The 20,289-nt window shown below is 36.0% G+C and carries 18 protein-coding genes and 3 pseudogenes; 16 read left to right on the forward strand and 5 right to left on the reverse strand.

Going from position 1 to position 20,289, the window contains the following annotated elements:
* The first annotated feature begins 11 nt into the window (after positions 1 to 11).
* Positions 12 to 902, forward strand: coding sequence for a DUF488 family protein (locus AC6I1H_RS13975; RefSeq protein WP_497738147.1), 891 nt, complete (start codon positions 12 to 14; stop codon positions 900 to 902).
* Complete coding sequence (locus tag AC6I1H_RS13980) at positions 887 to 1,666, forward strand: DUF8757 domain-containing protein (protein ID WP_497738148.1); 780 nt, start codon at positions 887 to 889, stop codon at positions 1,664 to 1,666. Before AC6I1H_RS13975 ends, AC6I1H_RS13980 begins: the two co-directional genes overlap by 16 nt.
* A gap of 372 nt (positions 1,667 to 2,038) precedes the next feature.
* On the opposite strand, the gene AC6I1H_RS13985 is transcribed toward AC6I1H_RS13980, so the two are convergent.
* The gene (locus AC6I1H_RS13985; RefSeq protein ID WP_497738149.1) at positions 2,039 to 2,176 is read right to left on the reverse strand and encodes a hypothetical protein; all 138 of its coding nucleotides are present in this window, start codon (positions 2,174 to 2,176) and stop codon (positions 2,039 to 2,041) included.
* Positions 2,177 to 2,512: 336 nt separating this feature from the next.
* On the opposite strand from AC6I1H_RS13985, the gene AC6I1H_RS13990 reads away from it, so the two are divergent.
* Together AC6I1H_RS13990 and AC6I1H_RS13995 are read left to right on the forward strand one after the other, a co-directional pair.
* A complete protein-coding gene (locus AC6I1H_RS13990) occupies positions 2,513 to 3,790 on the forward strand; it encodes a hypothetical protein (RefSeq protein ID WP_497738150.1) in 1,278 nt (425 codons plus the stop codon).
* Positions 3,791 to 4,129: 339 nt separating this feature from the next.
* Entirely contained in the window at positions 4,130 to 4,252 is a 123-nt protein-coding gene (locus AC6I1H_RS13995) for a hypothetical protein (protein ID WP_497738151.1), read from the forward strand.
* Positions 4,253 to 4,411: 159 nt separating this feature from the next.
* On the opposite strand, the gene AC6I1H_RS14000 is transcribed toward AC6I1H_RS13995, so the two are convergent.
* Positions 4,412 to 4,636, reverse strand: a complete 225-nt coding sequence (locus tag AC6I1H_RS14000) for a helix-turn-helix domain-containing protein (RefSeq protein WP_497740808.1) — start codon at positions 4,634 to 4,636, stop codon at positions 4,412 to 4,414.
* Positions 4,637 to 4,900: 264 nt separating this feature from the next.
* Here AC6I1H_RS14000 and AC6I1H_RS14005 point away from each other — a divergent pair, with 264 nt between their 5' ends.
* The 8 genes and pseudogenes from AC6I1H_RS14005 (at position 4,901) to AC6I1H_RS14040 (ending at position 10,892) form a co-directional block, all read left to right on the forward strand.
* Positions 4,901 to 5,032: a helix-turn-helix domain-containing protein gene (locus AC6I1H_RS14005; RefSeq protein WP_497738152.1), complete on the forward strand. Its 132-nt coding sequence runs from the start codon at positions 4,901 to 4,903 to the stop codon at positions 5,030 to 5,032.
* 658 nt (positions 5,033 to 5,690) lie between these two features.
* A pseudogene (locus tag AC6I1H_RS14010) lies at positions 5,691 to 5,867 on the forward strand (AAA family ATPase); the annotation flags it as partial.
* A gap of 335 nt (positions 5,868 to 6,202) precedes the next feature.
* Positions 6,203 to 6,541: pseudogene (locus AC6I1H_RS14015) on the forward strand (tyrosine-type recombinase/integrase).
* Between the two features lie 105 nt (positions 6,542 to 6,646).
* Positions 6,647 to 7,396, forward strand: a complete 750-nt coding sequence (locus tag AC6I1H_RS14020) for a hypothetical protein (RefSeq protein WP_497738153.1) — start codon at positions 6,647 to 6,649, stop codon at positions 7,394 to 7,396.
* A gap of 209 nt (positions 7,397 to 7,605) precedes the next feature.
* Positions 7,606 to 8,367, forward strand: coding sequence for a hypothetical protein (locus AC6I1H_RS14025; protein WP_497738154.1), 762 nt, complete (start codon positions 7,606 to 7,608; stop codon positions 8,365 to 8,367).
* A 311-nt stretch (positions 8,368 to 8,678) separates the two neighbouring features.
* The gene (locus AC6I1H_RS14030) at positions 8,679 to 8,909 is read left to right on the forward strand and encodes a hypothetical protein (RefSeq protein ID WP_497738155.1); all 231 of its coding nucleotides are present in this window, start codon (positions 8,679 to 8,681) and stop codon (positions 8,907 to 8,909) included.
* A gap of 237 nt (positions 8,910 to 9,146) precedes the next feature.
* Positions 9,147 to 10,520: a toll/interleukin-1 receptor domain-containing protein gene (locus tag AC6I1H_RS14035; RefSeq protein WP_497738156.1), complete on the forward strand. Its 1,374-nt coding sequence runs from the start codon at positions 9,147 to 9,149 to the stop codon at positions 10,518 to 10,520.
* Between the two features lie 210 nt (positions 10,521 to 10,730).
* Positions 10,731 to 10,892, forward strand: coding sequence for an HNH endonuclease (locus tag AC6I1H_RS14040; protein WP_497738157.1), 162 nt, complete (start codon positions 10,731 to 10,733; stop codon positions 10,890 to 10,892).
* Between the two features lie 331 nt (positions 10,893 to 11,223).
* On the opposite strand, the gene istB (AC6I1H_RS14045) is transcribed toward AC6I1H_RS14040, so the two are convergent.
* Both istB (AC6I1H_RS14045) and istA read right to left on the reverse strand, forming a co-directional pair.
* The gene (gene istB / locus AC6I1H_RS14045) at positions 11,224 to 11,994 is read right to left on the reverse strand and encodes an IS21-like element helper ATPase IstB (RefSeq protein WP_497738158.1); all 771 of its coding nucleotides are present in this window, start codon (positions 11,992 to 11,994) and stop codon (positions 11,224 to 11,226) included.
* Complete coding sequence (istA, locus tag AC6I1H_RS14050; protein ID WP_497738159.1) at positions 11,991 to 13,592, reverse strand: IS21 family transposase; 1,602 nt, start codon at positions 13,590 to 13,592, stop codon at positions 11,991 to 11,993. The genes istB (AC6I1H_RS14045) and istA overlap by 4 nt, the downstream gene beginning before the upstream one ends.
* Positions 13,593 to 14,273: 681 nt before the next feature.
* Here istA and AC6I1H_RS14055 point away from each other — a divergent pair.
* Both AC6I1H_RS14055 and AC6I1H_RS14060 read left to right on the forward strand, forming a co-directional pair.
* A pseudogene (locus AC6I1H_RS14055) lies at positions 14,274 to 15,363 on the forward strand (IS110 family RNA-guided transposase).
* A gap of 230 nt (positions 15,364 to 15,593) precedes the next feature.
* Positions 15,594 to 15,869: a hypothetical protein gene (locus AC6I1H_RS14060; RefSeq protein WP_497738160.1), complete on the forward strand. Its 276-nt coding sequence runs from the start codon at positions 15,594 to 15,596 to the stop codon at positions 15,867 to 15,869.
* A 229-nt stretch (positions 15,870 to 16,098) separates the two neighbouring features.
* On the opposite strand, the gene AC6I1H_RS14065 is transcribed toward AC6I1H_RS14060, so the two are convergent.
* On the reverse strand, positions 16,099 to 17,625 hold the full coding sequence (locus tag AC6I1H_RS14065; protein WP_497738161.1) for a transposase: 1,527 nt from the start codon (positions 17,623 to 17,625) through the stop codon (positions 16,099 to 16,101).
* A gap of 216 nt (positions 17,626 to 17,841) precedes the next feature.
* On the opposite strand from AC6I1H_RS14065, the gene AC6I1H_RS14070 reads away from it, so the two are divergent.
* Positions 17,842 to 19,203: an IS21/IS408/IS1162 family transposase gene (locus AC6I1H_RS14070; protein ID WP_497738162.1), complete on the forward strand. Its 1,362-nt coding sequence runs from the start codon at positions 17,842 to 17,844 to the stop codon at positions 19,201 to 19,203.
* The gene (gene istB / locus AC6I1H_RS14075) at positions 19,200 to 19,970 is read left to right on the forward strand and encodes an IS21-like element helper ATPase IstB (RefSeq protein WP_497738158.1); all 771 of its coding nucleotides are present in this window, start codon (positions 19,200 to 19,202) and stop codon (positions 19,968 to 19,970) included. Before AC6I1H_RS14070 ends, istB (AC6I1H_RS14075) begins: the two co-directional genes overlap by 4 nt.
* Positions 19,971 to 20,289 lie beyond the last annotated feature (319 nt).

The raw sequence follows: 20,289 nt of genomic DNA on the forward strand, positions 1-20,289 counted from the left end.
GAGTAAATATTATGATATATTGGCGTGAAAAGGTTTTACTTGAAACCCTTAAAAGGATCCCGAATAAAAAAGTATATAGGATACAGCTTATTAAATTATTATTTTTGTTAAAAAATGAAACAGGCATAAATAGTGAAGTACCTTTTTACGATTTTTTGCCTTATAAATATGGACCATTTTCATTTACGGTTTATAGAGATATTGATGAATTAAAGCAAATGAATCTGATAGAATTTGATGACGATAATATGATAATGCTTTCAGAACTTGGTTATAGAGATTATGGGACCAAAAAAAGTATAATTGACGCTATTGATAGTATATTAGATTTATATGGGAAATTAGAGATAAAAGACTTAATAGATTATGTCTATAAAAAATATCCATGGTATGCGGCAAAAAGCGAAATAACATCAAACAACCATAAATATAATATACCGACCGCGGCTAACGCCATATATACATTGGGTTATGAAGGATTATCTATTGATAGTTTTTTAAATATATTATTACGTGCTGGCATCAATGCCGTAATAGATGTGAGAAATAATCCGGTTTCACACAAATATGGTTTCTCAAAACCATATTTAGAAAAGAGGTGTAAAGATGTAGGATTAAAATATTACCATTTCCCACAGGTCGGTATCACATCAAGAATCCGTAATAAAGTTCATGAACGATATTTATTATGGGATATTTATCGGGAAGATGTAATTCCAAACGCAATTGAAGACATATATAAAATAGAGAAAATACTAACGAACAAGCCCTCAGTAATGATTTGTTTTGAAAAAGACCCGCAAAATTGCCATAGACATATCCTGGCAGAAGAGATTTGTAAAAGAACCAGGCTACCTATAATTAATTATAGGAGTGAAGGAAAAGTATGGTTGAAAAACTAAGGGTTCTTATTACCGCAAAAACGTATCCATTGCCATCTGATAAATATGATGAATTAGTTTGTACTGCTGGTGTATTAGAAGATGGGAGTTTTATACGATTATATCCAATCAATTATCGTTATAAGCCATATGACCAATGGTATTCTAAATATCAGTGGATAGAAGTTGAAGCCGAGAAAAATAAAAAAGATTATAGACCAGAAAGTTATAGGCCTATTGGTGAAATAAGGCCGATTGGAACCCCCCTTAAAACTGATAATAATTGGCGCGAGCGAAAAAAATATGTATTGGCTAAATACAGGTTTACAATGTGTGAGCTTAATAAAATGAATCAAAAAGAAATTTCTTTAGGTATTATTAAACCAAGGGTTGTAGAAGATTTAATAATTGAGGAAACAGAAAGAGATTGGAAACCTGAATGGTTAGCGAAAATGAATCAGCTAAGCTTCTTTGGCGATAGAAAACCCTTAGAAAAGATACCGTATAAATTTAGATATAAATTTAAATGTTTAGACCCTAATTGCCCTGGACATAAAATGATGATTGAAGATTGGGAAGTTGGACAATTATATAGGAAAATGCGAGATAAATATAAAAGTGAGGAGGTCGCTTGTCAAAAAGTAAAGGACAAATTCTATAATAAAATATGCGGGGAAAATAAAGATACATATTTTTTTGTAGGAACGGTTTATCAATATAATAGGTGGATAGTTATCGGAACATTTTATCCTAACAAGGAATTCGAGCAAATAACAATTTTATAATTGCATCTACAGGATATAAACATAATGCTGCAAGCCAAAGCAAAGAATTTATTACCGAGAAAATTTCAGGTTCGATGAGTAAAAACAGAAAGGATCTCGCAATTACGAGATCCTTCTGGAAACAGTAAATCCTATTCATAAATAGGTGTCATACGATTGCGACAAGGCAATCTAAATTGAATATTAAACATTAAATCTTTAACCCTAACAACATCGATTCATCTAATATCTTCACATTTGACTGCTGAAGATTCAGTTAGTTGAGGATACTTTTTAATATCAAGCACATAATGATTTTTATATTTAGGTAATTTACGACCATTTGAATCCAGTTTGTAAGCAAACTTCGAAGAAATAGGAACGACTCCGCCTTTATAAATCAATCTTAATGGTGGCTTTTGGCCTGTTGTTGTGACGTGTCAATAGAATATATTTATCTTCAATTAATCTGATTTTACTTGACAGCCATAAAGCGGCATTTTTGATATTTTCTTCTCTTGACCAAGTCATAATCTATCACTCTTTCAATAAAGCCTTAATTATTATAACATTTCTCATAATGTTGCAAACCCATAATATAAAAAATACAGTCAGGGAATGTATTTGCAAGATATTGGATGTTTATTCAAGCCTATTTTCATAATAGCAGTGAACTAGCGGAAGAGATTAATGAATCGGTAGACAAAGGTGTTTTATGCATTAAGCATTGAAATAGTGTGTAAAAGTCTTTACTATGATCGTGCATATCATAAAGGGAGGCCTAAACAATAATAATACTTATTAAACGAAAGAACGAATTTTTTATATTGAGCGGAAAAGACGAGATTCGGGTAAGGGGGGCTGCATATGGCAAAAAGGGCGTTGCTGCTGGGGGCCGGATTTTCACATGATTTGGGCATGCCGTTGGCCGCGGGATTTACAAAGGATTTCTTTTATTTTTTGAACCCCGACCGCATGGAAAAATATATAAAAATCTGGAAGACCGCCGACCCATATGGAGCCGACAGACCTATAAATCCAAAGACTATGGACGAAGTAATGGAAATCTATAAACAGTTTTATAATAACAGCGACGGCAATTATGAGAGCTTTCTCAAGACCATCCAGGACCGGTATCACGAATTGGGCGCAAAACAGGACCGCCGGGATACGCTGCACTACGTATTTGGAAAGTTCCTGGACATGATCGTCCAGATGTTCTATATGTATCAAGTAAATAACCTGTGGATCTATATGGCTAATAAGAAATTTTATAAATCATTGTTTCATTTTCTGTCAGATAACGAGCTGTGGGTGCTTTCCTTGAATCACGATTTGTTTATTGAGTTTTTGTGTTTTGATTATAAAATACCCCTGAGCTTTGGAGCAAAAGAATACATGAAATTACCCAAAAGCAACCGGGATTTGCAAAGCACCGTTTCTTTTTGCAAAACTCCCCGCCGAGACATGAAACTTGACGCTATGAATTTCATCCGTGGCTTGGCGGGGGTCAATTTAATAAAACTGCACGGCGCCATCAATGAGTTTTCCTATAATGACGACAAAGAAATACTTCACGTCGGATATGATGAAAATGAAACTTCCATATCCTATCTGCAGAAAGTTTCTTTGGTGCTGCATGAAATGAGTTATTTTGTGGGCAATACCCCTGCAAATATTTGCACTGAGATTGCCGTCAGCGATTTTGACGGCCAAATGCAGTTTTTAAGGCAGTCAATATTGACCGGGGGATATAAATACAGCGAGACCTTTGACCCCAAACCCGGCGAAGAAAAAATCGGATTGATGGAAGAAGTGCTCGACACCGTGGATGAGCTGGTGGTCATCGGGTATGGATTTAATGATGACCATGTAAACAAACGGATCTATAATGCCATGCTTATTAATAAAAGCCTGTTGGCAATAGTAGTAGACCCATACATGAAAAAAATGCCCGATGTATTAAAACCCTTTGATTATAAATCCAGAGTTCGCGGGGCGCGATGCGCTATGCCCGAATGGGTGCATTACATGGAGACCGGCAACTGGAATATGGACTGCAAGGAACAGTTGCAAATGATGCGGGCCAGCCGGAGTACTTTTGATGATGTATATAGGAAACGCTTTCTTTCACCTAAAGTATAGCTCAAATATATCAAAGGATGGTGAAGGGCATGAAGTGGGAAGAAGTGAAGGAAAATTTATCCTAACAAATTTATGAAGCTACAGGTTTTAGAATTGTATATAGAAGGCAATAAGAAATATATTGATGATATGGCTTTAAAATCAAGCTGCGGTAATCCCGTAGTTTTTTTAAACGCAAAAGAAACCAAATACCACATAGAATTTCAGACCTTGAAGAAGGCAAAACAATCATTAATCAAGAGGTTTACAAAAAAGGATTAGAAGAAGGAATTGAAAAAGATATTGAAAAAGGAATTGAAAGAGGGATTGTAGAAGGGATTGAGAGGTGTAGGAAAAGGTATGGTTGAGACCATAATCAGGCAACTCTGCAAAAAACTTGGAGAACTGCCCCGGGGGTACAAAGAAAGAATCCTGGGTCAAGATAGGCTGACTCTTGAATTGATTGCGGAAAACATTTTTTGACATTGAGTCGCTAAGCGATCTCGAAAGATTCTTGAAGCAGTGAAAATAAACTCAGCCGCGCAAAAAAGCGCGGCTTTTTTGGTTAAGAAAACCACCTGCAGGTGGCTCCAAAAGGTACTGCGGTAATACCGCAGTTTTTTTATTGCTAAAAATATTATTTTAATGTTTCAGAGTCTTTAAAAAATCATTAAGAATCTTTAATTGTTCAGGCGTAAGAACTTTTAGGTTTTGCAGCGTTTCGAGGTACTCCGGAGGCAAGTCTGAATCCTGTACAGAGAAAAACTCGGATAGGCTAACACCCAAAGCTTCGCAGATTTTTTGGAGAGTATCTATCGTAGGAATTTTCGTGCCATGTTCTATATAACTTAAATAAACATTTGAAATGCTACTCTTTGGGCAAGTTCATTACTTTGCATGTTTTTTGAGATTCTAAGAAATTTCAATCGTTCACCAATTTTCACGTATTACCATCCTTTGAAAGATAAACTATAAGTTTAACTTTAATATAATCAACTTGTATTGAAAAGTCAAGAAAATCATAGAAAAATAGAGTAATAGTAAATTAATCAACAATAATCTTATAGTTTAAAAAATATTGCTATAATTAATCCAATAGTTAAATATTATGAAAAGTAGGAGGTAGATTGCATGTTCCGGATAAAAGAAGTAAAGGGAAAAATAGGAATAACTCAAGAACAATTAGCCGAGAAAGTAAATGTTTCAAAAGAATTTATTTCTTATATAGAAAACGGCCAAATGAGACAGGGGACGGTTCTCTGACTCACTTTTGAGTCAAGGAACCGTCCCCTGTCTCATACCCTGTCTCATACTGCAACCTGGCACATGCAAAGGCTGTTATTGCCTGTTATGAGCTGGTCGAAGGCGGAAAAATAGGCCCGTAAAATTAAAATAAACATTATGGACTGGGCAAATAATATATTATCCGTCATCGTCAATATATAAAAGGTTTTTTAGATTAAATGCAGAAGTGCAATTGCGGGACAGTTCTACCTTTTCTGACCTTTCTTCTACCCGAGATTTTTTTATCACCGGTTATATTACTTTGAAAACGACTTATAGTTACACATTCAAACCCTCTTGAATATGAGGCCATCCATTTTGCGCCGGAAAAGAAAATCACAAGACAGGAGATGGCGGTGATAATAGTCAAGGCTTATTCATATGTGACCGGCAAAAAATTGAGTAACATATATACTACAGCTGAAGTAAAATTCTTTTATTCCTATACAAACCTTTAAAATCTTATACTATGCTTCATGTTATTACTTTTATTGCTCAAAAGTCTAATCTCAGCAAAGAGCAAGCAGCAGAGATAAAAAAATTATCTTCTTTAGATTTAAAAACTCTCATTGATATAAGTAGATTAATGTATCAAACGTTTTGATATTGTGAAGGATCCAATACATGGATACATAAGGGTAAGGCGCAATTTATTATTGCGACACACTCACCGATACTTATGGCATATCCAAATGCTATGATATATAGCTTTGACAATGATAGAATAAAGCAAGTTGAATATGAAGAAACCGATCATTATCAATTGACCAGGGCATTTCTTAATAATAGAGAAAAGTTTTTCAGAAATTTATTTGACAATTCTTGGGTCGTTACTTCGGATAACATCGCATTCCCGTTTCGGGTGCGGATTAGTGTGAGAAGCCAGCCAAGGAGTAGTACATGTTTGGGGCGTGCCTTACCGCTTTAATCTTTCCCTTTCCATTCCTTGAGGAAAGGGAAAATATGCTGATAATTTTACACAATTATGAAGGAATTTTGTATTTACTATCGAATTATTAAAACAGGTATATTTTTCAAGAAGTTATTTATATATCGATAAAGATTGATGAAGATTTAATAAGACTTACGGAACAAGAACTTAAACTAAAGGGATATAGCCCAAAAACAAGAAATGCTTATATTAACCATATGAATAGATTTTTAAAATATATTCACAGTAACCATTTAAAAGTATGGCTGTTTCCCGGAGTTACAGAGGACAAGCATATAACTGAACGCTGCGTTCAAAGGATATTTGTAAAGGCCCGGGAAAAGGCTGGCATTAAGAAAGAACTGTCGATTCATTCTCTCAGACATTCATTTGCCACTCATCTCCTATAAGGAGGAAAGGATTTGAGGTATATCCAGGAACTGCTTGGGCATAAAAGTAGTAAAACGACAGAAATTTATACTCATGTCAGTAGTAGAAATTTAGGTCTGATCCAAAATCCACTTGATAGTTTTGTTCAAAAAACAGATCAGCGTTAGGGAGATGTTCACGACACGAAGTCGTGTATATTTATGTTTCAGGAGTATTTACGACATGGGTCGGAAATACAATGTTAGACGCCATTATTTATAAGGAGTGATGATATGTCAGATGACTCAGTATATACAAAAAGAATAGTTGCATTTATTGATATAATGGGTTTTAGAGAGCATATCACGAAAAGCACGAAGGATAAAGATTATTTTGTCCATCTAAAAGATGCCCTTAGTTTTATATTGAGTTTCCAAAAAGACAATGAGAGTGGAACTCTTGCCTTAAAGCAACTTGGAAAAGAAGTTACTGTTTTTTCCGATTCTATCGTAATCTCATACCCCTTTTCATGGGCTAGTTCTGTTTTTTATACCTTGCTTGATATAATTCACATACAACTGGAATTAGCATTTAGAGGAATTATTTTTCGTGGTGGGATATCAATTGGTGATTTGTATCATGACAGTAATTTGATATTTGGTCCAGCTATGGTAGAGGCCTATGAACTTGAATCAAAATGTGCTATATATCCTCGAGTCATACTCAAGGAGGAAGTAATAATTTTAGGATCAAAAAATAGAATATCACATCATACAGAATCGGAAGAGTATAAGTATTTAATAGATCTTGTTAGAAAAGATAAGGACGGCTTTTACTACTTAGATTATCTAAAACAGTATCAAGAACTAGATTTAAATGAGTATTACTTTAAGTGTTTAAGTACAATTAAGAGAGTTATTTTACATGGTTTAAAAGAGAGAGACAATAATACACGTCAAAAGTATGAGTGGTTAAGAAGCTATTATAATGATACAATTAAAGAACTTAATTTAAGAAGGAAACCGATTAAATTAAGAAAATAACGGCGTCTAACACCAGATTGCCGCAAGGCCTCAGAGGGTAATGGTATAGGATCAGTTCGGCACACCTCTCAGCCTAAGTGCAGTCGCGCCCGGTTCGCCTGTACTGAGATGCATCTAAAGTCCGGGTCACATTAAGGCTCTCAGTGGCTTCGGCAATATAAAATGTTAACAGACATCAAATTCTAGTTAATACATTTTGGAGGTAATATATGGAAAGCGTATTTAATCTAACAACAATTTTGATGAACACTTTCTTCGCAGTATTTAGTGCAATATTGGGAGTGGTTTTTTCAAGAACTAACAGTTTTGAAAGGTCGAATCAAACTCAAATAGTATACATAAAGGAACAAATAAAATGTATTGAAGTGATATATCAAAATGAAAATGTAGAGAGACCAAATAACAATTATAGTGGTTTGAATAGTAACGATTTATTAATTGTGCTATTAGTTTCATTCTTATTAGTTGGGTTATATGTCAAATATCATTCACTAATTCTTCAAATATTTATTGTTATATCTACAATGATTTTTATCGGATCAATAGTTTTTGCTATTGTATTAAGTATTCGTAACTCTCTTGATGGATTATCGCGTTACTGGTTTATAGTTACAATAATCGTAACTTTGTTTAACATAATATCGATTGCGATGATGTATAGACAAGATTTGACCTTAAGTAATGGCCTAGGTGATTATGGTAGAATTTTTTATTACATTATAGGTGCGTTATTTATAATACTAGCTAATCTCATTGTAATAGCTATATACCTATATATTATAAGTATTAATGTATTTATTAATTGGCAAAACAGCATAACATATAAAGTTATGAAATTCTTTGATAACATATTTGGTAATATCAAAGGTATGACAATATTTATTGCTTTTTTAGTGGTTATGTCTTTAGGTTTTTCGTCTGGTTTTATATATGAGTTGATTTCAAATAGAGAATCCATTCATATTTTATAGAGATTACATCTTCCGTATTTACTTCTGCTAACAATATGTTGCCAAAATTCCGAGGCCCAAGTGTATGTATCCAGAGTCCGCATTAAGCACTTTGAGCTCGTAGCCATGAACTAACACCTTAAGGCTACGAAACTTTGGCACACGGGGACGTCAGGCGACATGTCATATACAATTACATAAAACCAAATGGACCGTATCATCCTTGCATCGAAGAAGTTCAGGAAATTAATACACTTAAATATTTTAGACAATGGATTATTTCATAATCAAAAAACATTTCTCAAGCTGAAATTAAAGATGTAAAGCTTGAAGTGGAAAATGAACTGGAAAAAGCTAAAATAGAAGTCTTTTTAAAATACATGGATCCGAAAAACTTTTTTATTTCCGTTGGGAAGACATTTGTCGGCATCGTCGTGGATACATTGCTTAGCGCGCCTGTATCTACCGCTGTTTCTTTAATTGAAAATTTCAAGGATATTTATGGAGTTAATAATAAAAGGTGGCAAGCTTTTATTATTGAAGCTAAGTCAAAATTAAAATAATAAAAGACGTAGCCTAACAACATGTTGCCGCTGACGGGTCGTGGTGTACGGAGATGTTGACTCGAAGAGATAGGTTGAATCACGAAGCAGTTTCGAAGGTGAAGGTTCATGAAGTAGGCGCGACCACATCGTTTTGACTAAGTCCGCAGTGGCTACTAAGTCAAAACGACATCGACAACATGTGGACGTTAGTTGAAATAGCCCTTATAAGTGAATTAATATAAGGATGGTAAAAATATGCTATATGATGTTTTTATTAGTCATGCAAGTGATGATAAAGATGATTTTGTGCGTCCTTTAGCTAAAAAATTAAAAGAAAACAATATTGAGGTATGGTATGATGAATTCTCATTGAAACCAGGGGACAGCATACGAAGATCAATCGACCTTGGTTTGTCTAAGTCTAGATTTGGGATAGTTGTATTAAGTAAAGCCTTTTTTGATAAAGAATGGACTCAGTGGGAACTTGATGGTTTAGTTCAACGCGTTAATCGTGAAAAAGAAGAAGTCATAATACCCATTTGGCATAACATTACAATTGATGATGTTCTTGCTTATTCTCCATCTTTAGCAGATAAATTTGCAATATTAAGTTCAAAAGGTATTGATTTTGTTGTTTCAGAGATAATGAAAATAATGAAACCAGAAGGTTCAACATTAATTTATGCTAGAGATATATTGATAAACAAGGGATTTGAACCTCAAGTAGTTACAGATGATTGGTGGATTGATGTAATTGAGTTTTTAGGTTCAGATTTTCATCTAAATCGCTGGGGATTCCCTCTTTTACCAAAAAACTCAAAGGAATGCTGTAGGGGTGCGGAAGTTGCATGGGCTGCAATGCAGATGTTATGGCAACAAAGAGCTGATGAATTGGAAATATCACAAATTACTTACCCTAGTGATGTTTTAGAGTTTATTAGATCATCGCCGGGATTAAGTGAAATGTGTTTTTCGTATCCATATTACTTAGCTTGTTATGCACCGCAACTAACTATAAAAGGTTTTGGTGGAGAGTTTGATTCTGTTTTTGAGAATTTATACCAGGAATCATTACAGAGGCAAAAGCAAAGAGAATTAGTAGGTGATATAACTGGTAGTGGGTTAACAACAAATAAAAAAATACCTGAATGTGAAATATATCTTTGCTTTAGGCATGAAAATTTTGGAAATTATGATGCCAGTACTATTGCATGTCATTTCGTACAAGGAGAACTTTTGGGACCAAATCCAAAAGTCTATGATATAATCGATTACATTATTTGGTTTTTATCTGAGGACAGCTATTGGTTTCCAGAAAGAATAAAACGATTTCTTTTGGAAGGTTTAAAAGAATGGGGCGTTTGGCCTTGGGAAGAATATGAGATAATCGATCCAAACGGAGAACGATTAATTAGACGAGGAAAGCTAATATATGACTTATATAAAGCCAATAATTATAAGTCGTTTAAATTTAGGAAATCTCACGTAAAAGAAATCAAAGAAAGAATTTCCAATAGCAAGTATTACATGAATTTAAGCAATTCCGTCAATGAACTATATGATAAATTCAAAGAGGAAAAGTTTATTGAAAGCTGGTTCGTTAAACAGCAAAAGGGAAGAAGAAGCTAAATTATGGGCTACTTCGGCTAACATTGTGTTCCCGCAAGGGCGCGGGTAGTAGTTTTCACAGGCGGGCGTGCCACATCCCTCAGCCCTAGTCAGGCATAACCCGGCTCGCCCGAACCTGACATATGAGTTAAGTAGAACCTGGCCATCGGCTTAGAGCTGGTGGACGTCGGGAACACGGACTGTTAGCTAACATTGACAAAGGATGATGATATGTCTATCTGCCTTTATTGTGGTAATGAAAAGGAAAAAAGAGAATTTACACAAGAGCATGTTATACCTCGGGGAATTGGGGGTAATTTAACTCCTATAAACCCCTTTTCCATAAATAACGTTTGTATTTGTCAAGTGAAAAATGGACCTTTTTATAATTAAATTTTACCCCTCTTAAAGATGACATTAATGTAAATAATTAACATTAGAATTTTCATTTCACATAGGGAAAAAACTTTTTCAAGAATCCAGTTGACAACAAGCCTCCCCTCTATGATTAGCCAGCCGATGGGGCCAGCCCCCACCCCCTCGAAGTATGACTATGAAGTTCGAGCATAGAGGGAGATGGGCGGCTGGCGCCTTAACAGGCTATCATACTGGAACCTCTCATTTTAAACCGCACTTAAAAAACTTTTTTCTCCCGAGTTTCAGGTAGCCTTAAATAAACTTCTTAAACTATTCACCACCCCTTCTTATGACATGGTTGTTAAAATTATTGTTTCTGCATCCATTCTCTGGTTTCTTTGAGCCTGAATGAGTTACCGTTCATATTCACTATGTAAGCTTTGTGAGTTAGTCTGTCAATCATTGCAGCTGTCATGACAGGGTCCTTAAATATCTCTCCCCACCTTTCAAATGATAAATTAGTAGTTATAATTGTTGATTTTCTCCCGGCTCTTAATGATAGATTGGTAAACAGCAGTTCAGATCCTTCCTTATCAAAGGAAATGTAACCTAGTTCATCTGCTATAACCAAATCATATTTCTCAAACCTATTTTCAAAGGCCCGCAAGCTTTTCTCTGAACGGCTCTCTTTAAGCTGGTTTATCAGTATAGGCACTGCCGTAAAAAGCACCTTATAGCCTTTAAGACAAGCTTTTATGCCCAATCCTATCGCAAGATGGGTTTTACCTGTACCGGGATTCCCTGCGAGTATCACGTTTTGACCGGTAGATATAAATTCAAGAGAACTTAGCGTCTTAAGCTTCTTTTGGGCATCCTCTGGTAAATCCTCAACCTTTAAATCTTCAATATATTTTTTATACGGGAACCCGGCAAGCCTTATCCTGTTCTGCTTTGCATGTTCTTGCCTTAGATCATGCTCCCTCTCTAATAGCCGTAATAAATACTCTTCATAGCTTACATCTCTTGTACTTGATTCTTTTGCCTCCTCTCCGAAGTATTTCCTTATGGCTGGAAGTCTTAAAAATGTTGCATACCTTTCTATATCCTTATACATTTCCTTCTTACCTTTTATACTCATATAATTACTGTCTCCTTCGTAAATTCTTCAGAAGAAGTGGGTATCAGATATTTAAATTTTTCAAGCATTTCCTCAGCTTTTGCAGTTATTTCACAGACTTTGGCATTATATTCTGCGCTGCTTCCTGTTAAGGTTACATCCTGTGAGCGGTTGCAAATTGCCTTTATCTTTTCGGTCGTTACATCAAGAGGGCTTATCTTTTCTAAAGCTGAAATTGCTTCTTCAACTTCTTCTATGCTTTTTTGTGAAATTAATTCCAGCAACTCTATGAATTGCCTCTCCCTTTTGATATAATACCTACTGTAGATTTGTTGAAGCCTGGGATCTGCCTGATGCATTGCTGTGCTGCTGGCTAGAGCTCCCGGCTTTCTTTTTAATGTGTTCACATAATGCTCTATCTTGATATCCCACTCGTTAAACCCATATCTCCTGTTATGTTCTGCTATTTTGACCCCTTCATAAAAACATAGGATTTTGTTTGAATATACCTTGGTAAATATTTTTTTACCTACGTACATGTCAGGGACAGAATAATGACATGTATCAATAATTATAGTGGAATACTTATCAACACGGGGCTCTACAATCCTTGCAGCATCATACATAGGCATTTTGGGTAATAACCCCTCACGTTCTTCTTCCAATATTTCAAAAGCAGTCTTATTATCGTTAAGCTTTTGTTTCCTGTTATTCAATTGGTCACATACTTTTTCAAGATATTCATTTGCTTCTTCTATTGAACTGAAATGATCCTTAAATGCGAATGCTTTCCTGCGGATGTACTCCACACTCCGCTCCACATGCCCTTTCTCATTTCCGGAACGTATGTTGCAGAACCTGAATTTAAAGCCATAGTATATGGACAGCTTTAGTAATGCCTCAGTAGGCTCCTTCTCATGTGTCCCAACAAATTTTTTTACTGCAACCCTTGTGTTGTCATAAACCATTGTCCTGTAAACCCCGGATATCTTATCAAAAAACAATGCATGAGATTCTTGAAAACATGCCGTATCCTGCTTTGTAAATAATCTTGCATATCTAAAATTACCCTTTGCACTTGTAAAAGTAGACAACTGCAAAACTTTATGCTCATTATCTATGTATAATTTTACTTCCCCCCAATCAAATTCACATACATCTCCTGGATCATATTCAGCTTTTATATAGGCCTCAGCTCCTTTGCTCAATAGATTATTTACTGTATTTACAACAGTGGGATAGCTAATATCATAACCTTCAGCAATCAATGCTTCATATATGTCTGTCTTCTTCTTTTGCTGTTTGGACTGACCGATACTCCTTTTGTATTCATTCTCCTTAAGATAAAATTCTATTTTTTCTATGATTTCATCAGTTAGCTTCCTCTTGGATCTGTTTTTAGAATCATATGTAGGCTTTTCGACTATACTGTCAGTCAATTCTCTTATATCATCAATAGTACCGGCATCTAGAAGTTTTTGCCTGCTTGCCTCATATTCCGCAATATACTTTCTTACAGTCTTTACGTTAACACCCAACTCCCTTGCTATAGCCTTTTTTGCTTTATTTTCCAAATATGCTGCTATGATAATTTGTTGCTTCTGGCTCAACTTAATCAACTCCTCTTGCCCCCTCTTATGCATGTTTTACATAAGAGAGTTTACCTGTCATGGGGGGATTTTTCAATTATAACCGGGGTCCATTTTTAGATTAGCATAAACATAACGTTTGTAAACGATGTAATAATCTAGCTGGTTTATATATAGATGGCCCTTTCATTAAGAGTTGGATGAATCAGAACTATAGAGTTGAAACAATTCTTAAATATACAAATATACACAATAACCCAATATTACCATTTAAGATATATGGGGCTGCTACAACAAGTGACATATGAAGGAAAAATCTGTGAATTCTGGTTAGGTCCTACAGGTGATTGGATTTATCATTTCCATTCACCCTATCCTGAAGAACCAGATTCACCTCCTGCTCTGATTCGAGTTTCTAATGAGCCTGATCATTGGAGTAATAGAGTAAATGAGGGTTTAGACATTCATGATGCAAAATGCATCACCATCAGATAATGAAAATATCCTTTAAATTGTTTATAATCTCTTTAACGGCTGGTTAAAGCAGGTCGTTATTACTTGGTGCTTTGGGCCCGAGGTTTAGACTGATCCCCAACGACCAGGTGCACCACAGATTGTTGCTCCGTATTGGAAGCACGCGGGATAGAATAATCAGTTGAGGTTGTTGCACCAGCCCTTCAAATTTAAACAGCCGTTAAAGGATGGTTCATTATGGAGGTAATCTATCCACGGTGTTGTGGCCTAGACGTTCATAAAAAGAACGTCGTCGCATGTGTTATTACACCTGAAGAAAAAGAGATTTGTACTTTTTCCACGATGACCGATGATTTATTAGCCATGGTAGATTGGATTAAAAGTAAAGGTTGCACCTATGTTGCCATGGAAAGTACCGGCTCTTATTGGAAACCCATCTATAACATTCTTGAACTCGAAGAACTTCATCCTATGGTGGTAAATGCAAAGCATATTAAAAATGTGCCGGGCCGAAAAACAGACGTAAAAGACACAGAGTGGATTGCAGGGCTATTACAACTAGGCTTATTACAAGGAAGTTATATTCCATCAAGAGAACAGCGCGAATTACGGGAGTTAATTCGTTATCGTCGAAGTCTTATTGAAGAACGAACATGGGAAGTCAACCGGATACAAAAGGTATTGGAAGGAGCAAATATTAAGCTATCTTCTGTCGTTACAGATGTACTTGGTAAATCTGGCCGTACAATGATAGAAGCGTTGATTGATGGAACCGAAGATCCTAACATACTGGCTCAACTTGCTCAAAGAAAATTAAAAGACAAAAAAGAGGAACTTAAGCAAGCATTAAAGGGACTCATAGGACCGCACCAAAAAATGATGTTGAAAACCCAACTATGTCATATTGATTTTCTTGATGAACAAATCGCCTTATTAGATGAAGAAATCAAAAAGAGAATGCTCCCTTTTGAAGAAGACCTGGAGCTTATAGATACAATACCAGGAATAGGAAGGCGCACTGCTGAACATATTCTGGCAGAAATCGGAACAGACATGAACCAATTCCCTTCTGCTGCTCGCACAAAAGATACCTATTTATCGGCCCAATACCACCGCATTGCCGCACATAGAGGAGCCAATAAAGCTGCTTGTCGCCGTTGCACATAGTATTCTAACAATCGTTTATTATATCTTAAAACGAAAGCAAACTTACATTGAACTGGGTGCTAACTATTACGAAGAACGTAAAAAAGAAACGATTATAAAACAATCTATCAAAAAATTAGAAGCACTAGGGTTAAAGGTTACCGTGGAAAGTGTAGCATAACAAGAATATTAAATATCTTTTAACATAAACCCGGAGAGAGTTTTAAAAAACTACTTTATCTGGGTTTAGGTGGTTCTGGTTTTTTGTCTTTTTTACTGGTATTTATTTTCGGGATAGAATATATTTATGTTTATGCTAATCTAAAAATGGACCCCGGTTATAATTGAAAAATCCCCCCATGACAGGTAAACTCTCTTATGTAAAACATGCATAAGAGGGGGCAAGAGGAATTGATTAAGTTGAGCCAGAAGCAACAAATTATCATAGCAGCATATTTGGAAAATAAAGCAAAAAAGGCTATAGCAAGGGAGTTGGGTGTTAACGTAAAGACTGTAAGAAAGTATATTGCGGAATATGAGGCAAGCAGGCAAAAACTTCTAGATGCCGGTACTATTGATGATATAAGAGAATTGACTGACAGTATAGTCGAAAAGCCTACATATGATTCTAAAAACAGATCCAAGAGGAAGCTAACTGATGAAATCATAGAAAAAATAGAATTTTAGAGTAATTTCGGAAACAGTTAATAATTCCCTGTAAAAAACTAACAAACCCAACAAAAAAACCAATAAAACACAACCTTTTACCAAAAGAAGGAAGTGAAGAACAAAAAACAAGTAAACAGCAATACTTACTAAAATAAACCTCAAAAAAGACAATAACAAACTAACCCTTTAAAAAAACCATTTTAAAAGGCAAATTATGGAACATATTTAACTTATGGGATTCTAAATTCTAAGCTGCCAAAGCTTTTCCCAAAACCTCATGCCAAATATCAAAATGCTCATGTTCAGCCTTAGCAACCCAAGCATCAAGATGACAATTCATAGCAGCAAAATGAATAAAGAAATACCAATTCTTGCGGCTTCTTACCCTACAGCGCTCAATTTCATAATCATTCTTAATCCGTTTAAACGAGCGTTCCGAAGAAGACCGCATAGCATAAACCTTACGCCAAGCATTAGAATCCCTGGGAGTCTTAGTAAAAATCCTTAAATCATCCTGAGGCTTAGTATAAACCGTCCGCCCATAAGGGGAATCAGAACAAGGGCAATCACAGGAAATATTCTTTCTCAAACGTCTGCTGCCGGCTTTCAAAGGACATCGCCACTTCAAACGACTGCGGCTTTTATTAAAACCACAAAAATACATGGCATATCCTTTGGGGCAAATAGGAATACCGAACTCATTAACACTGACAGAAGGCAAATTCTTAAAATTGCCCTTACCCTTAGAATTAAGATCGATAAAAGGCTCAATATCCAAAAACTCACAAAGCTCATAAAAAGGATAAGCATCATGAGCAGAATCTGCCAAAAACTTATTTACCTTCAAATACCGATAAAGCTCCTTAAACTCAGCCAAAGAAACAACACCCGTTACAGAATCATGACGGCGAGCCTGAACAAGCCTGATATACATCGGCAAATCACACACACTTGCTGCTGCCGTTAAAACATAAGGAGAATAACCATAATAGTACTCATTACGGTAACTGTCCCAGCCCCAAGAAGCCTCAGGATCAGAAAAACGGCGCTTACAATCACAATTAAAAATACCATTTTTCCTACAATCACAAACCTTAACACCATATGGGCTGGATCCCGTCCTCAAAGAAGAACCATCACCCGACAAAACAAGATCCAAAGGATCCGGGATCAGGCCCATATGGACAGAAACATCCACAAAACAGCGGGCAAAGATCTCCTGAATTAACCTTTCAGCCCGCAGGGGGAAAGGTATTCTACCACTCTTAACCCTTTTACACAACTTACCTACAACCCCCGGATGTTTAACAGGCAGCTTGTCACCTGCTTTGAGCTTCTTTTTCGGCTTTTTAATAGGAGACCTTAACTTAAACCTTCTTTCAATCCTGGTCTTCCTATCCTCAAGCCATAGCCTATCAAAAAAATCATAAAACGTTCCCACACCTGGCGTTTTATGAGGCTCAAAGCCGGACAAAACAGCCAGAATATCATCAGAACGAAGAGCTTGAACCCATTTAGTAACACTATGGTATCCAAGATCCAACATCAACACCAAAGACCTTAAAATACACACAGGATCATACAAAACAGGCCGGCCCATAGAAGAAAAACAGCGAGACAACAAAGGAACAGCAGGATCCAGATTCAAAAACCAGACCTTAGTCAAAGACCTGGAGAAAGATCTAAGCCTATCTTCCTCCAAAGCCCACAATACAGGAATCCTCTGCTGTAAAAACCTTTTAAACTCAACATGAGAAGAGCATTTAATAAGCATAAAAGATCACTCTCATTTATTAGAAGTAATGGTAAAAAACACCATCCACTTCAATTATGGGGGCGATCCGAAAAAGTCAAGTATGAATATAAGCAGATATTCGCATCAATCACAAGTATACTCATAATATCTCGTGATATCTATAAATATCAGCTATTTTTGCAACAGAGACAAGTGGAGGTAAAAAAATAATAGCCCCTGTGAGAGGGCTTAAGAATGAAGGAAACTGAGTTTCCGAAAATCTACTTTTATCTTAAGGAGAATGAATACAAAAGGAGTATCGGTCAGTCCAAACAGCAAAAGAAGAAGACAGACATATATGAAGCATTGATTGCTGAAGGTTATGATATTAGCTATCCCACTGTTGTAAATACAGTAAATAATCTATTGAGCAAAGGAGCTGAGGCCTATATAAAAGCTGAATATGATCCAGGAGATGTATGTGAATTTGATTGGGGGGAAGTAAAATTATACATAGATAATGAGCATAAAGTTTTGCAGTTGTCTACTTTTACAAGTGCAAAGGGTAATTTTAGATATGCAAGATTATTTACAAAGCAGGATACGGCATGTTTTCAAGAATCTCATGCATTGTTTTTTGATAAGATATCCGGGGTTTACAGGACAATGGTTTATGACAACACAAGGGTTGCAGTAAAAAAATTTGTTGGGACACATGAGAAGGAGCCTACTGAGGCATTACTAAAGCTGTCCATATACTATGGCTTTAAATTCAGGTTCTGCAACATACGTTCCGGAAATGAGAAAGGGCATGTGGAGCGGAGTGTGGAGTACATCCGCAGGAAAGCATTCGCATTTAAGGATCATTTCAGTTCAATAGAAGAAGCAAATGAATATCTTGAAAAAGTATGTGACCAATTGAATAACAGGAAACAAAAGCTTAACGATAATAAGACTGCTTTTGAAATATTGGAAGAAGAACGTGAGGGGTTATTACCCAAAATGCCTATGTATGATGCTGCAAGGATTGTAGAGCCCCGTGTTGATAAGTATTCCACTATAATTATTGATACATGTCATTATTCTGTCCCTGACATGTACGTAGGTAAAAAAATATTTACCAAGGTATATTCAAACAAAATCCTATGTTTTTATGAAGGGGTCAAAATAGCAGAACATAACAGGAGATATGGGTTTAACGAGTGGGATATCAAGATAGAGCATTATGTGAACACATTAAAGAGAAAGCCGGGAGCTCTAGCCAGCAGCACAGCAATGCATCAGGCAGATCCCAGGCTTCAACAAATCTACAGTAGGTATTATATCAAAAGGGAGAGGCAATTCATAGAGTTGCTGGAATTAATTTCACAAAAAAGCATAGAAGAAGTTGAAGAAGCAATTTCAGCTTTAGAAAAGATAAGCCCTCTTGATGTAACGACCGAAAAGATAAAGGCAATTTGCAACCGCTCACAGGATGTAACCTTAACAGGAAGCAGCGCAGAATATAATGCCAAAGTCTGTGAAATAACTGCAAAAGCTGAGGAAATGCTTGAAAAATTTAAATATCTGATACCCACTTCTTCTGAAGAATTTACGAAGGAGACAGTAATTATATGAGTATAAAAGGTAAGAAGGAAATGTATAAGGATATAGAAAGGTATGCAACATTTTTAAGACTTCCAGCCATAAGGAAATACTTCGGAGAGGAGGCAAAAGAATCAAGTACAAGAGATGTAAGCTATGAAGAGTATTTATTACGGCTATTAGAGAGGGAGCATGATCTAAGGCAAGAACATGCAAAGCAGAACAGGATAAGGCTTGCCGGTTTCCCGTATAAAAAATATATTGAAGATTTAAAGGTTGAGGATTTACCAGAGGATGCCCAAAAAAAGCTTAAGACGCTAAGTTCTCTTGAATTTATATCTACCGGTCAAAACGTGATACTCGCAGGGAATCCCGGTACAGGTAAAACCCATCTTGCGATAGGATTGGGCATAAAAGCTTGTCTTAAAGGCTATAAGGTGCTTTTTACGGCAGTGCCTATACTGATAAACCAGCTTAAAGAGAGCCGTTCAGAGAAAAGCTTGCGGGCCTTTGAAAATAGGTTTGAGAAATATGATTTGGTTATAGCAGATGAACTAGGTTACATTTCCTTTGATAAGGAAGGATCTGAACTGCTGTTTACCAATCTATCATTAAGAGCCGGGAGAAAATCAACAATTATAACTACTAATTTATCATTTGAAAGGTGGGGAGAGATATTTAAGGACCCTGTCATGACAGCTGCAATGATTGACAGACTAACTCACAAAGCTTACATAGTGAATATGAACGGTAACTCATTCAGGCTCAAAGAAACCAGAGAATGGATGCAGAAACAATGATTTTAACAACCATGTCATAAGTGTTCCGTAGCACATTATTCCATCCTCAAAAAATCAAATTAAATTAAACTAAAAACAGGTTTTAATCTGCATAAAAAATCAGATTAAACAATCTGCACCTTGAAAACAGAACAAAAAAGTCACATTGCTCCACCCTTAAGCATAAAAAACAGGGGGCTTTGCCCCCTTAGACCCCCAGGATTTTACGCTTTTAAAGGGTAACCGCTTAAACCTTCCAATATAGCAAGGTGTGCCTTCTCCCCCAGAGAGAGGGGGAGAAGATTTAAGCGTATAACCCTTCCCTCAGGACGCTCAGGTT

It is taken from the genome of Biomaibacter sp. TOL (genome assembly GCF_059717795.1).

What these genes read in the sequence shown, in the direction of transcription:
- istB (WP_497738158.1), top strand. Translation starts at nt 19,200, where the DNA reads ATGAGTATAAAAGGTAAGAAGGAAATGTATAAGGATATAGAAAGGTAT.
- AC6I1H_RS13975 (WP_497738147.1), top strand. Translation starts at nt 12, where the DNA reads ATGATATATTGGCGTGAAAAGGTTTTACTTGAAACCCTTAAAAGGATC.
- AC6I1H_RS13980 (WP_497738148.1), top strand. Translation starts at nt 887, where the DNA reads ATGGTTGAAAAACTAAGGGTTCTTATTACCGCAAAAACGTATCCATTG.
- AC6I1H_RS14040 (WP_497738157.1), top strand. Translation starts at nt 10,731, where the DNA reads ATGTCTATCTGCCTTTATTGTGGTAATGAAAAGGAAAAAAGAGAATTT.
- AC6I1H_RS13985 (WP_497738149.1), bottom strand. Translation starts at nt 2,176, where the DNA reads ATGACTTGGTCAAGAGAAGAAAATATCAAAAATGCCGCTTTATGGCTG.
- AC6I1H_RS14025 (WP_497738154.1), top strand. Translation starts at nt 7,606, where the DNA reads ATGGAAAGCGTATTTAATCTAACAACAATTTTGATGAACACTTTCTTC.
- AC6I1H_RS14005 (WP_497738152.1), top strand. Translation starts at nt 4,901, where the DNA reads ATGTTCCGGATAAAAGAAGTAAAGGGAAAAATAGGAATAACTCAAGAA.
- AC6I1H_RS13990 (WP_497738150.1), top strand. Translation starts at nt 2,513, where the DNA reads ATGGCAAAAAGGGCGTTGCTGCTGGGGGCCGGATTTTCACATGATTTG.
- AC6I1H_RS14035 (WP_497738156.1), top strand. Translation starts at nt 9,147, where the DNA reads ATGCTATATGATGTTTTTATTAGTCATGCAAGTGATGATAAAGATGAT.
- AC6I1H_RS14070 (WP_497738162.1), top strand. Translation starts at nt 17,842, where the DNA reads ATGAAGGAAACTGAGTTTCCGAAAATCTACTTTTATCTTAAGGAGAAT.
- AC6I1H_RS14020 (WP_497738153.1), top strand. Translation starts at nt 6,647, where the DNA reads ATGTCAGATGACTCAGTATATACAAAAAGAATAGTTGCATTTATTGAT.
- AC6I1H_RS13995 (WP_497738151.1), top strand. Translation starts at nt 4,130, where the DNA reads ATGGTTGAGACCATAATCAGGCAACTCTGCAAAAAACTTGGAGAACTG.
- istB (WP_497738158.1), bottom strand. Translation starts at nt 11,994, where the DNA reads ATGAGTATAAAAGGTAAGAAGGAAATGTATAAGGATATAGAAAGGTAT.
- AC6I1H_RS14065 (WP_497738161.1), bottom strand. Translation starts at nt 17,625, where the DNA reads ATGCTTATTAAATGCTCTTCTCATGTTGAGTTTAAAAGGTTTTTACAG.